We start from the raw sequence: 12471 nt of genomic DNA, 5'->3' as shown, positions 1-12471 counted from the left end.
AAAGACACCAATTATCGCCAGCCACAGCTCGGATTGACACAATCTACCCAATTAACCTTGGCAGCCTGAATAAAGGCTGAACAGATTCAAACGATTGATTCAGGAAGAAAACTGTAAAGCTTGAGCCACTCGATTGGCGCATAGCGGCCAATGGGCTATACCCGCGCCTTCTCTTTGCGAAAGCACCGAAAGGCCTGACAGATGACGCTGCGATTTTCAAACGACATGACCGACGTGATCGCGATCCGCCGGCATCTGCATGAAAATCCGGAAATCGGCCTTTCCGAATTCAAGACATCGGATTTCATTGCCGGGAAGCTTGAGGAATACGGCTACGAAGTCACGCGCGGACTGGCGAAGACCGGCATCGTCGCAACGCTTAAAAACGGCGACAGCACACGCTCCGTCGGCATCCGCGCAGATATCGACGCCCTGCCGATCACCGAGGAGACCGGCCTCGAATATGCCAGCAAGAACAAGGGTGTGATGCATGCCTGCGGCCATGACGGACACACGGCCATGCTGCTGGGAGCAGCAAAGATCCTCGCCGAGCGAAAGAATTTCGACGGCACGATCCACTTGATCTTCCAGCCGGCGGAGGAAAATTTCGGCGGTGCCCGCATCATGATCGAGGATGGCCTGTTCGATAAATTCCCCTGCGACGCCGTCTTCGGCATGCACAATGATCCGGCCATGCCCTTCGGCAAGGTCTTCGTCAAGGACGGCCCGCTGATGGCGGCGGTCGACGAGGCCCGCATCATCGTCAACGGCCATGGCGGTCACGGGGCCGAACCGCAGGCGGCATCCGATCCGATCGTTGCCGGCGCCAGCATCATCATGGCGCTGCAGACGGTCGTCTCGCGCAACATCCATCCGCTCGATCCGGCCGTCGTCACTGTCGGTGCATTCAACGCCGGCATCGCCAGCAATGTCATTCCCGAACGCTCGGAAATGGTAATCACCATCCGCTCCTTCGATCCGGGTGTGCGCAACAAGCTGGAAGAGCGCATCCGCGCCATCGCCGAAGGCCAGGCCGCAAGCTATGGCATGACCGCCACGGTCCATTACGAGCGGGGCTACGAAGCGACGATCAATCACACAGCGGAAACCGATTTCGTTCGCGACCTGGCAAAAAAGGTCGTCGGAGCAGAGAATCTGGCTGAGATCGAACGCCCGATGATGGGCGCCGAGGACTTTGCCTATATGCTGGCGGAGCGTCCCGGCAGCTACTTTTTCCTCGGCACCGCGAAGACCGACAACGACCCTTCGTTGCATCATCCGCGCTTCAACTTCAACGACGATGCACTGCCGATCGGCGTCAATCTCTGGGTCGAACTGGCAGAGACCTACCTGGCGACAAAATAGGATCTTGTGGCGGCGACGAATCTTTCCGCGGACACAACCACGTCGTCGTCCCGAGTATCTGGAACGTCGATTTTTTGTAAATGTGGTGAGGTCCTCGGGACAAGCCCGAGGATGAGGAAGCGTTTGGGCACTAAAGCCGCCTTTAACGAACCTTAGAAAATACCGAGCGTCACAGCACCGACGAAAACAAACGCCGCGACGGCGATTGCAAGATGCGTGGCGGATTGCCAGCTGCCGAACAGCGAGTGGCGATGGGAAAGCGATCGTGTCTGAACAGTCGAGTGTCGCATGATCTTCCTCCAGCTTTTCTTAAAGCCACCATTCTCCGGGTGATGACTGATGCTACCTTATCCCTATCAACTTGGTAGAGATAAAGTTCCAAGCAAAAGCGGCGGATTGGAAAATCCTTTTCCGTTAATGCCTGTAATGCGGCGTTAACGGTTTATTATGCCTCCGGTTCCGACGAGCGCCTTTTTGTCGCCTCAATCCGGATTGCGTTCGAGTGCCATGCGAAAAATGTCGCCATCGACATTGCCGCCCGAGCAGACCGCAATCACGGTGTCACCGAGCGTTTCGCCATGGAAAAGCGCTGCCGCAAGCGCCACCGCTCCACCCGGTTCGACCACGATCTTCAACCGGCTGAAGGCGAGCGCCATCGCTTTCAAAGCCTCGTCTTCGGTGACGACAAGCCCGGCGCCGCAGAGCTTCGACATGATCGGAAAGGTGATGTTTCCCGGCTGCGGCGTGATGATCGCATCGCAGAGCGAACCGGATTGCCTGGCGTTCTTTTCGATTTTGCCGGACGCCAGCGAGCGCGTGACGTCATCGAACCCCTCGGGCTCGCAGGGATGGACAGTGAGGCCCGGCGCCTTTGCCGCAAGCGCCAGAGACACGCCGGAAATAAAGCCGCCGCCACCGGTCGGGACGAGAACATCGGCCTTGTCTATGCCCAGTTCCGCCGCCTGTTCGGCGATTTCGAGACCCGCCGTCCCCTGGCCTGCGATCACCAGCGGCTCATCGAACGGCCTGACCAGCGTCAGATCGCGCTCGGCCGAAAGCCGCGCGCCGATCGCATCGCGATCCTCCGTCGCGCGATCGAAAAGCACGACCTCGGCCCCATAGGCACGGGTGTTCTCGATCTTGATGCGCGGAGCATCGGACGGCATGATGATGACGGCCGGAATGCCATGCAGCTTTGCGGCAAGCGCCACGCCCTGCGCATGATTGCCGGAAGAAAACGCGATCACGCCTTTCGCACGAGCCTCCGGCGAAAGACCGGAAATCGCCGACCATGCGCCACGGAACTTGAACGATCCCGTATGCTGCAGGCATTCGGGTTTGACGAAAATCCGCCGGCCGGCAATCTCGTCGAGGAAGGGAGAGGAAAGCAGGGGCGTGCGGCGGACATGGCCGTCGAGACGGGCTCGGGCGGCTTCGATCATGGCGATATCGGTCATGGAAATCCTTGCTCGGAAAAGACGGCAGTGCGTGAATGACAAAAGCCTATTATCGCCCTGGCTCGAGGTAAAGCGACGCAAGCCGGGAAGATTGTCACCAAGTCAATTCAGCCGGCCAGCCTCAACGAGTAAGCCTGGCACCGATCTTCACCACAGCCTTGATCGGCAGATGGTCCGATGCCCGCCGAGAAAGCGGCGTGTCATGCGTTTCGACACGATCGATCAAGTCGGGGCGGTTGGCCATGATGCGGTCGAGCGCCAGCACCGGCAGTCGTGACGGGAAACTCGGCACCGCCGATGGCAGGCCGAAAACCGTCGCCAGCGTGTTGAGCGAGGAACGATCTCCCAGCCGCCATTCGTTGAGGTCCCCCATCAGCACGGTCGGATATTCTTCGCGGGCGCGCAGGATATCGAGGATCATCCGCGCCTGCTGCTGGCGGGACCGGTTGAGCAGACCAAGATGCGCGGCAATCACCCGAAATGTATTTCCACCCGCAAGGTCGAGTTCCGCCATCAGAGCGCCGCGCGGCTCCAGTCCCGGCAGCTTCACCTGGTGCACATCACGCACCACGCCTTCGCGGAAAAACACGACATTGCCGTGCCAGCCATGCGCACGGGCAGCGCCAGAGACTGGCACCGGGTAAAGCCCCGTTTCCCGCTCCATCCAGGCAAGATCGAGAAGCCCCCGACGTTCGCCGAAACGCGTATCCGCCTCCTGCAGCGCGATGATATCCGCGCCGATTTCGCGGATCACCTGGGCGATCCGGCCCGGATCGAACCTGCCGTCGACTCCGACGCATTTATGCACATTGTAGGATGCGACGAGCAGGCCGGTCGCCGGATCATGGGCGGAGTACATGCCGTTTCCGCGCGCCTTTCGGGCGCGGATCGACGCAATGATGCTGGCCGGCAGGGTTGTACGTTTCTCGTGCATCACCGTCATTCTTCAAAGCATGACCGACGCAGGCCGCGCCGACCGGTACAAATCACAGATAGGGTGAGCCCAACCAGAGCACCCGTTCAAGCAGGCGTTTTGCAAATGGTCGTGAACGAAGACCATGCAGCGTCACCTCTTCCGCAGAGGAAATAGCCAGGTCGACCCTTCGTTCCAGCGCTTGCGCAAATCCACGATCGAAAACTTCAAGATCGACCTCGAAATTCAGCCTCAGCGAGCGGGGGTCGATATTCGAGGATCCGACATAGGCCCAGCAGCCGTCGATCGCCATCAGCTTGGAGTGGTTGAACGGCCCTGCCGCCCGCCAGATGCGACAATAGTTTTTCAGCATCTGGTCGAACTGCGCCGTCATCGCGAGATCGACCAGTTTCAGGTTGTTGGCGCTCGGCACGACGATATCGACCACGACGCCGCGCCGCGCCGCCGTGATCAGCGCGGTAATCAACTCCCGGTCTGGCAGGAAATAAGGTGAGACGATCTTTATCGAGGATCGGGCGATGGAAAAAGCGCCCATCAGCATCTTCTGGTTCGTCTCGACGCTGCGATCAGGACCGGAAGAGACGGCGCGCATCATGGTGGGCGAACCGGGCCGCATGCCAGGTGTCGGAACCTTCCAGGCTTCACCCTCCAGCTTTTCGTCGGTGGAAAACTCCCAGTCCGCAGCCGAGATCGCCAGCAAATCGGCGACAACCGGTCCTGTCACGCGGAAATGCGTATCGGCGGCACATTTATCGCCGCTGAATTCGCAGGAAAATCCCTCGCGGATATTCATGCCGCCGGTAAAGGCTATTTCGCCGTCGATGACCATGATCTTGCGGTGGGTACGCAGGTTTGCATAGGGCAGGCGCAGGCCGGTGATGACATTGCCGTTGAACACATCGACGGTGACGCCGCCATCGCGCAGCATACCGAGCACGCTCGGCACCGAATAGCGCGCACCGACGGCATCGATCAGCACCCGGACCTCGACGCCACGCCGCGCCGCCGCACTCAGCGCCTCGATGAACCGCGCGCCGATCCGGTCCCGGTCGAAAATATAGGTTTCGAGCAGAATGGAACGGCTCGCGAGCGCGATCTGTTCGAGCATCGCGCCATAGGCTGCATCGCCATTGTCGAAGGCGGAAATCGTATTGCCGGTTGTCAGGTGGTGCCGGGTGACGCGGTCGCCAAGCGTCTTCATCCCCCGCAACCGGTAGCCGAAATCCTCGATCACCTGATCGTCGGTCGCATCATAGGAAGCGAAATCGAAACGCTCCGCACCTTGCAGCAGCGAGCGCCGGTCACCGATGACATTGCGGCGAATACGATTGACGCCGGCGATCAGATAAAACGCCGCGCCGACGATGGGCGACAGCAGAATGACGCCGACCCAACCGACAGCAGAGCGGACCTCTTCCTTCGTCATGGTCGCATGAACGGCCGCCGACGCGCCGGCCACCACCGAGACAATGAACAGGATGTGCGGCCAATAGGCGTCGATAAGTGAGATCATGGCGTCCAATATAGGGACGCCATGATGCTAGACAATTGGAGAAATCAGCGGTTTACGCCGTCAGCTCCCTGGCAAATTTTTCAAGCCCGCGCTCGACTTTGTCGAACATGTCATTGACCTGCTGGTCGGTAATGATCATCGGTGGGCAAAACGCAATCGAATCTCCGATGGCGCGGCTGATGACGCCCTCATCCATCAGATATCCGAACAGCTTCGGCCCGAGCTGCCCGGCCGCAAAGCCTTCGCGCGGTGCAAGCTCGAAGGCGCCGATCAGGCCGACGCCGCGGTGTTCGATGACCAGCGGATGATCGCCGATCGACTTCAGCCGCGCCAGGAATTTCGGGCTAAGCGCCCGGACATTGCCGACAAGATCGCGCTCCTCGATGATCCTGATGTTTTCCAGCGCGACAGCCGCTGCAACCGGATGGCCGGCTGCGGTGACGCCATGGCCGAACGTGCCGATCTTCGCCGATTCATCCGCCAGCGGCTGATAGACGTTTTCGTTGATCAGAAGCGCCGAGATCGGCTGATAGGAAGACGAGATCTGCTTCGAAAGCGTCATCATGTCGGGCTGCAGCGCATATGTCGTCGTGCCGAACATCTCGCCCGTGCGCCCGAAACCGCAGATCACTTCGTCTGCGATGAACAGGACATCGTATTTCTTCAGAACCTTCTGGATCGCTTCCCAGTAACCGGCCGGCGGCACGATGACGCCGCCCGCCCCCATGACCGGCTCGCCGATAAAGGCGGCAACCGTATCGGGGCCTTCCCTGAGGATCAGGTCTTCCAGATCCTTGGCGCAGCGCTCGACGAACTGTGGCTCGGTCTCGCCCTCCGTCTTGAAGGCACGGTAATGCGGGCAGCTCGTGTGCAGCACGCGCGCGATCGGCAGGTCGAAGGAACGATGGTTGTTCGGCAGGCCGGTCAGGCTGGCGGACGCGATGGTGACGCCGTGATAGCCCTTGGTGCGGGAAATGATCTTCTTCTTGTCCGGCTTGCCAAGCGCATTCGACCGGTACCAGACGATCTTCATCGCCGTATCATTGGCTTCCGAACCGGAATTGGTGAAATATGCCTTCGACATCGGCACCGGCGCGATCTCGATGAGCTTTTCGGCAAGCTCGACAGACGGGCTGTGCGTGCGCGCTGTGAAAGTGTGGTAATAGGGCAGCTTCGCCATCTGCTTTGCCGCGGCCTCGACCAGACGGCTTTCGCCGAAACCGACGCCGACGCTCCAAAGTCCAGCCATGCCTTCGATATACTGCTTGCCGGCATTGTCGTAGACATGGATGCCTTCGCCGCGCTCGATCACCAGCGCGCCATCGCGCTCCAGCGCCCGTGCGTTCGTGTAGGAATGCAGATGATAGGCCTTGTCGCGGGCCTCGATGGAATTGGGCTGGATCGTCACGGACTGTTCTCCTCTCGCACGAACGCGAATAGGAAATTCATAAGAGGAATCCAGCGGATTTCCAGCCCTCAAACGCGATTTAGCAGAGCCCGCCGTTTAAAATAATTGACGGGCTCATGAGCAATTTTCATAGGCCTGATCAGCGAACCGACATACTAGCGTACAGACATGGCCGCGATCGGCGGCTCTGCTTGAGCAGGGATCGGGCTCTTGTAATCCTGCCCCTTGTGCCGGCGCTTGAGATCGGCCCATGCCGCCTCGCGCAGCTGTTCGCTGGTCATCGCCGCAAGACCCGTGGCCGCCATCACCTTTGCAACGGAAGCCATGCCCTTGTGGGCAAGCGCGCTCTTGCCCTGCGCAACCACCTGCCAGGTATGCAGCTGCGTGCCGATGGCGAGCGTCGCACCATAGGCCTGAACGGTCGGCACGACCCAGCTGACATCGCCCACATCGGTCGATCCACCCATCTGGCGAACCTCGTTATGAGCCGGCAGAACGAAGTCGGCAAGCGGGATATCCCGCTGTTCGAGACGCTCCTGCGCCCAGCTGGCCGCGACATCCTCGGGCGTCAGCGTGGCGCGGATCTTTTCCGCAAATGCGATATCCTCGGCATCGAAGGCCGGCGGCCCCATGCTCTCCCAGATATCCTGCATCGTGTCCATCAGCGGCGTGTTCACCACCAGGTTGGAAACGCCGGCAAGCGTGACGGATTCCATCCTGGTCTCGGTCATCAGCGCCGCACCTTCGGCAACCTTCTTCACCCGCTCGATGAGAGCAAAAAGGCCGGCGAGATCCGGCGCGCGCACGACATAACGAACCTTGGCATGCGCCTGAACGACATTCGGAGAAATGCCGCCGGTATCTAGCACGGCATAATGGATGCGGCATTCGGACGGCATGTGCTCGCGCATATAATTGACACCGACGCTCATCAGTTCGACGGCATCAAGCGCGCTGCGGCCCAGTTCCGGCACGGCGGCGGCATGCGCGGCACGGCCGGTGAAGGTGAAGTCGATGCGGCAATTGGCAAGCGACGTCTCGCGCTGAACCCCGGCAAAGTTGCTCGGGTGCCAGCTGATGGCGATGTCGACATCGGAAAAGGCGCCGTCGCGCACCATGAAGGCCTTGGCCGCGCCACCTTCTTCCGCCGGGCAGCCGTAATAGCGAACCCGGCCAGGCGTGCCGGACTTTTCAAGCCAGTCCTTGAGCGCCGTTGCAGCCAGAAGTGATGCGGAACCGAGCAGGTTGTGGCCGCAGCCATGACCGTTTGCGCCGGCGATCATCGGATCATGCTCGGTTGCACCCGCCTTCTGGCTGAGACCGGCCAGCGCATCATATTCGCCGAGAAACGCAATGACCGGACCACCGCTGCCGGCCTCACCCATCACAGCGGTCGGGATGTTGGCAACCGCATCGGTAATCCGAAAACCCTGCGCCTCCAGCATCTCGCGATGGGCGGCTGCAGACTCCGTCTCCATATAGCAGGTCTCGGGTGTCTCCCACACCTGGTTTGCCAATTCCGCAAACACTTCCGTTTTACGCTCGACGAGATCCCAGACGAGAGGGAGGTTCGAATTGCCTTCGGTCATGAAACAGCCGCCTTGAGTTTTGGGTATGGAATGCAGTCACCGCATACCTATCCCTTTCCGACGCGAGCGCAACGCATAATGCAAAGAATTAAGGCTATGCGTATCGATTAGGCAGCGTCACTGCAGTTGTGATCAAAAGCCGGATCTTACCGTCTCGACAACCGAGTGATAATCGCTATTCTCGCGCGCCACGGGAAGCAGACACGCTGAGCGAGTAATGCTTCACCGCAAAACAAATATGGAGTGAATGGGCATAGGCTAAGCATGACGTTCTGAATTTGATGTCTGAAGCGGAAATTTGTTCCCTCTGTCATCGAATACATGACGACCCGCATGATCCTGCAGTTTCACCCGAGATGGGGACATATATTTCGACCGGCAAAGCGTTGGGCTCGCCGGTCAGGAGGTGACGAACACAGGACTTGGCCAAAAGATGCGGCAAAACGCATCGTAAATCAGGGAAATTAACCGTGCTGGCAAAGCCGGCACAGGTAGGGAGACTTTAAATGAAACGCATGCTTACTCTTGCAGCTGCAGCACTTATGTCGGCGACCTTCTTTGCCGGCGCTGCAAGCGCCAAAACCTTCGTGTTCTGCTCGGAAGGCTCTCCGGAAGGCTTCGATCCGGGCCTCTACACCGCCGGCACGACCTTCGACGCCTCGGCTCACCCGATCTACAACCGCCTTCTCGAGTTCAAGCCGGGCACCACGCAGCCTGAAGCTGGCCTCGCAGAAAGCTGGGAAATTTCTGCTGACGGCACCGTCTACACCTTCAAGCTGCGCAAGGGCGTCAAGTTCCAGACCACGGACTACTTCACCCCGACCCGCGAACTGAACGCTGATGACGTCGTTTTCTCCATCGGTCGCCAGATCGATGAAAAGAACGCCTGGAACAAGTACATCAACGGCGCGACCTGGGAATATGCCGACGGCATGGGCTTCCCGAAGCTGATCAAGTCGATCGAAAAGGTTGACGATCTGACCGTCAAGGTCACGCTCACCCGCCCGGAAGCACCGTTCCTCGCCAACCTTGCCATGCCGTTCGCTTCGATCATGTCGAAGGAATATGCTGACAGCCTCGACAAGGCCGGCACCAAGGAACAGCTGAACCAGCAGCCGGTCGGCACTGGTCCGTTCACCTTCGTCGCCTACCAGCAGGACGCCATCGTTCGCTACAAGAAGAACCCGGACTTCTGGGGCACCGCTCCGAAGATCGACGACCTCGTCTTCGCAATCACCACCGACGCTGCCGTTCGTTACCAGAAGCTCAAGGCCGGCGAATGCCACCTGATGCCGTATCCGAACGCTGCCGACGTCGAGTCGATGAAGTCCGACTCGAACCTGCAGGTCATGGAGCAGGAAGGCCTCAACATCGCCTACCTCGCCTACAACACGACCATCGCTCCGTTCGACAAGGTTGAAGTCCGCAAGGCGCTCAACAAGGCCATCAACAAGAAGGCCATCGTTGATGCAGTCTTCCAGGGCATGGCAACGCCGGCAACCAACCCGATCCCGCCGACGATGTGGTCCTACAACAACGACATCAAGGACGACACATACGACCTCGACGCCGCCAAGAAGATGCTGGCTGACGCCGGCGTCAAGGACCTGTCGATGAAGGTATGGGCAATGCCGGTTTCGCGTCCGTACATGCTCAACGCACGTCGCGCCGCTGAAATCATCCAGGACGATTACGCCAAGATCGGCGTCAAGGTCGAAATCGTTTCCTACGAATGGGCAGAATACCTGCAGCGTTCCAAGGACAAGAACCGTGACGGCGCCGCCATCATGGGCTGGACCGGCGACAACGGCGACCCGGACAACTTCCTTGACACCCTGCTCGGCTGCGACGCAGTCGGCGGCAACAACCGTGCGCAGTGGTGCAACAAGGAATTCGACGCCCTCGTGAAGAAGGCAAAGTCGACCTCCGACATGGCCGAACGTACGAAGCTCTATGAAGAAGCACAGGTCATCTTCAAGAAGGATGCTCCCTGGGCAACCATCGACCACTCGCTCGCCGTCGTCCCGATGGCCAAGGGTGTGACCGGCTTCACCCAGAGCCCGCTCGGCGACTTCACCTTCGAAGCTGTCGATATCGCCGAGTAATCAGGCGCCATCACAACTTTTTGCCGCGGGACGCGTTGCGTTTCCCGCGGCATTTTCTTATGAGATGCCTAAAAATATGGCGGTGACGCCGATATGACCGGGTCTGTGGCTTGACAAAAGCCCGAATCCGGCCCGCCCCTTTTCCGCAAAGGCTTAAAATGTTTGGCTTCCTTCTGCGGCGCCTCGCCGTCCTGATCCCGACCTTCATCGGGGTCTCCATCATCGCCTTCTCCTTCATCCGGCTTCTGCCGGGTGATCCGGTTGCGCTCCTTTCGGGTGAGCGCGTCATGTCTCCGGAGCGCCACGCGCAGATTTCCGCCCAGCTCGGTTTCGACCGGCCGATGGTGGTCCAGTATTTCGATTATCTCGGCGGCGTGCTGACGGGTGATTTCGGTACCTCGATCGTTTCGAAGAAGCCGGTTCTGGATCAGTTCCTGACGCTGTTCCCGGCAACGATCGAACTGTCCTTCTGTGCCATCATCATCGCGATTGCACTGGGCATTCCCGCCGGTGTGATCGCCGCGATCAAGCGCGGCTCGGTCTTCGACCAGGGCCTGATGGGCGTTGCACTGGTCGGCTATTCGATGCCGATCTTCTGGTGGGGCCTGCTGCTGATCATCCTGTTCTCGGGCATCCTGCAGTGGTTCCCGGTATCGGGCCGCATCTCGCTGATGTTCTATTTCAAGCCTGTCACCGGCTTCATGCTGATCGACAGCCTGATTTCCGGCCAGAAGGGGGCGTTCACCTCCGCGCTCAGCCACCTCGTTCTGCCGTCGATCGTGCTCGCCACCATTCCGCTCGCCGTCATCGCCCGCCAGACGCGTTCGGCCATGCTGGAAGTTCTGTCGGAAGATTATGTCCGTACCGCCCGTGCAAAAGGCCTGTCTCCCTTCCGCGTCGTCGGCATTCATGCGCTGCGCAATGCCATGATCCCGGTCATCACCACGGTCGGCCTGCAGGTCGGCGTCATGCTGGCCGGTGCCATCCTGACCGAAACGATCTTCTCCTGGCCGGGTATAGGCAAATGGATCCTCGATAGCGTCTTCCGTCGTGACTACGCCGTCATCCAGGGAGGCCTCCTGCTGATCGCTGCGATCATCATGACGGTCAACCTGATCGTCGATCTCACCTACGGTCTCGTCAATCCGCGTATCCGCCACTAAGAAGGAGCAAAATCCCATGGCTGACGCCACTCTTACACCAAAGGCCGCGGAGCCCGTCTCCTCGGCCCAGATGCGACGCCAGATGCTCAAGGAGTTCTGGTTCTATTTTTCCGAAAACCGCGGCGCCGTGATCGGCCTGTTCGTTTTCCTGGCTCTGGTTCTGGTTGCAATCCTGGCACCGGTGATCGCGCCCCATTCGCCGTTCGAACAGTATCGCGACGCGGTCTTGAAGCCGCCGGTATGGGCTGAGGGCGGAACCGCCAACTATATTCTCGGCACCGATCCGGTTGGCCGCGACATCCTCTCGCGCCTGATCTACGGCGCGCAGTACTCGCTGTTCGTCGGTCTGGTCGTGACGACGCTGTCGCTGATTTCCGGCATCATCGTCGGTCTTCTGGCCGGTTATTACCGCGGCTGGCTGGACACGATCATCATGCGCCTGATGGACATGATCCTCGCCGTTCCCTCGCTGCTGCTGGCGCTGGTGCTCGTCACCATTCTCGGTCCGGGCCTGAACAGCGCCATGATCGCGATTGCCGTGACGCTGCAGCCGCATTTCGTCCGCCTGACCCGCGCCGCCGTGATGGCCGAGAAGACCCGCGACTATGTCACCGCCGCCCGTATTGCCGGTGCAAGCCCGCTGCGTCTGATGTTCCGCACCATTCTGCCGAACTGCACCGCGCCGTTGATCGTCCAGGCAACGCTGTCCTTCTCCAACGCCATCCTCGATGCGGCCGCTCTCGGCTTCCTCGGCATGGGCGCCCAGCCGCCGACACCGGAATGGGGCACGATGCTGGCCGAAGCCCGCGAATTCATCCTGCGCGCCTGGTGGGTCGTCACCTTCCCCGGCCTTGCAATCCTCATCACCGTTCTTGCCATCAACCTGATGGGCGACGGCCTGCGCGATGCGCTTGATCCGAAGCTGAAGAGGTCCTGA

The 12471-nt window shown here is 59.9% G+C and carries 10 protein-coding genes; 4 read left to right on the top strand and 6 right to left on the bottom strand.

From position 1 onward, the window contains the following. Positions 1 to 201: 201 nt before the first annotated feature. Positions 202 to 1365, top strand: coding sequence for a M20 aminoacylase family protein (locus HNQ72_RS19870; protein WP_244654432.1), 1164 nt, complete (start codon positions 202 to 204; stop codon positions 1363 to 1365). A 152-nt stretch (positions 1366 to 1517) separates the two neighbouring features. Here HNQ72_RS19870 and HNQ72_RS19865 read toward each other — a convergent pair whose 3' ends face one another. From HNQ72_RS19865 to HNQ72_RS19840, 6 genes are all read right to left on the bottom strand, one after another. Next, positions 1518 to 1655, bottom strand: coding sequence for a hypothetical protein (locus HNQ72_RS19865; protein WP_183994582.1), 138 nt, complete (start codon positions 1653 to 1655; stop codon positions 1518 to 1520). Between the two features lie 192 nt (positions 1656 to 1847). Continuing rightward, the gene (locus HNQ72_RS19860) at positions 1848 to 2822 is read right to left on the bottom strand and encodes a threonine ammonia-lyase (protein ID WP_183994580.1); all 975 of its coding nucleotides are present in this window, start codon (positions 2820 to 2822) and stop codon (positions 1848 to 1850) included. Between the two features lie 121 nt (positions 2823 to 2943). Continuing rightward, on the bottom strand, positions 2944 to 3756 hold the full coding sequence (locus HNQ72_RS19855) for an endonuclease/exonuclease/phosphatase family protein (protein ID WP_183994577.1): 813 nt from the start codon (positions 3754 to 3756) through the stop codon (positions 2944 to 2946). Positions 3757 to 3808: 52 nt separating this feature from the next. Further along, entirely contained in the window at positions 3809 to 5269 is a 1461-nt protein-coding gene (locus HNQ72_RS19850) for a phospholipase D-like domain-containing protein (RefSeq protein WP_183994575.1), read from the bottom strand. Positions 5270 to 5321: 52 nt separating this feature from the next. Beyond that, complete coding sequence (locus tag HNQ72_RS19845; protein WP_183994573.1) at positions 5322 to 6677, bottom strand: aspartate aminotransferase family protein; 1356 nt, start codon at positions 6675 to 6677, stop codon at positions 5322 to 5324. A 155-nt stretch (positions 6678 to 6832) separates the two neighbouring features. Further along, the gene (locus HNQ72_RS19840) at positions 6833 to 8266 is read right to left on the bottom strand and encodes a M20 family metallopeptidase (protein WP_183994571.1); all 1434 of its coding nucleotides are present in this window, start codon (positions 8264 to 8266) and stop codon (positions 6833 to 6835) included. Positions 8267 to 8772: 506 nt separating this feature from the next. On the opposite strand from HNQ72_RS19840, the gene HNQ72_RS19835 reads away from it, so the two are divergent. The 3 genes from HNQ72_RS19835 to HNQ72_RS19825 all read left to right on the top strand — a co-directional run bounded on the left by HNQ72_RS19835 (position 8773) and on the right by HNQ72_RS19825 (position 12471). Beyond that, positions 8773 to 10371 (top strand): ABC transporter substrate-binding protein, encoded by a 1599-nt coding sequence (locus HNQ72_RS19835; protein ID WP_183994569.1) that lies wholly within the window; start codon positions 8773 to 8775, stop codon positions 10369 to 10371. A 158-nt stretch (positions 10372 to 10529) separates the two neighbouring features. Next, complete coding sequence (locus tag HNQ72_RS19830) at positions 10530 to 11534, top strand: ABC transporter permease subunit (RefSeq protein WP_183994568.1); 1005 nt, start codon at positions 10530 to 10532, stop codon at positions 11532 to 11534. 16 nt (positions 11535 to 11550) lie between these two features. Further along, on the top strand, positions 11551 to 12471 hold the full coding sequence (locus HNQ72_RS19825) for an ABC transporter permease subunit (protein WP_183994566.1): 921 nt from the start codon (positions 11551 to 11553) through the stop codon (positions 12469 to 12471).

It is taken from the genome of Aliirhizobium wenxiniae (genome assembly GCF_014201355.1).
Taxonomy (GTDB): domain Bacteria; phylum Pseudomonadota; class Alphaproteobacteria; order Rhizobiales; family Rhizobiaceae; genus Neorhizobium; species Neorhizobium wenxiniae.
This window is presented reverse-complemented; position numbering and strand designations above follow the sequence as displayed.

Coding starts and splice junctions, on each gene's coding strand:
- HNQ72_RS19870 (WP_244654432.1), top strand. CDS start 202: ATGACGCTGCGATTTTCAAACGACATGACCGACGTGATCGCGATCCGC.
- HNQ72_RS19865 (WP_183994582.1), bottom strand. CDS start 1,655: ATGCGACACTCGACTGTTCAGACACGATCGCTTTCCCATCGCCACTCG.
- HNQ72_RS19860 (WP_183994580.1), bottom strand. CDS start 2,822: ATGACCGATATCGCCATGATCGAAGCCGCCCGAGCCCGTCTCGACGGC.
- HNQ72_RS19855 (WP_183994577.1), bottom strand. CDS start 3,756: ATGCACGAGAAACGTACAACCCTGCCGGCCAGCATCATTGCGTCGATC.
- HNQ72_RS19850 (WP_183994575.1), bottom strand. CDS start 5,269: ATGATCTCACTTATCGACGCCTATTGGCCGCACATCCTGTTCATTGTC.
- HNQ72_RS19840 (WP_183994571.1), bottom strand. CDS start 8,266: ATGACCGAAGGCAATTCGAACCTCCCTCTCGTCTGGGATCTCGTCGAG.
- HNQ72_RS19835 (WP_183994569.1), top strand. CDS start 8,773: ATGAAACGCATGCTTACTCTTGCAGCTGCAGCACTTATGTCGGCGACC.
- HNQ72_RS19830 (WP_183994568.1), top strand. CDS start 10,530: ATGTTTGGCTTCCTTCTGCGGCGCCTCGCCGTCCTGATCCCGACCTTC.
- HNQ72_RS19825 (WP_183994566.1), top strand. CDS start 11,551: ATGGCTGACGCCACTCTTACACCAAAGGCCGCGGAGCCCGTCTCCTCG.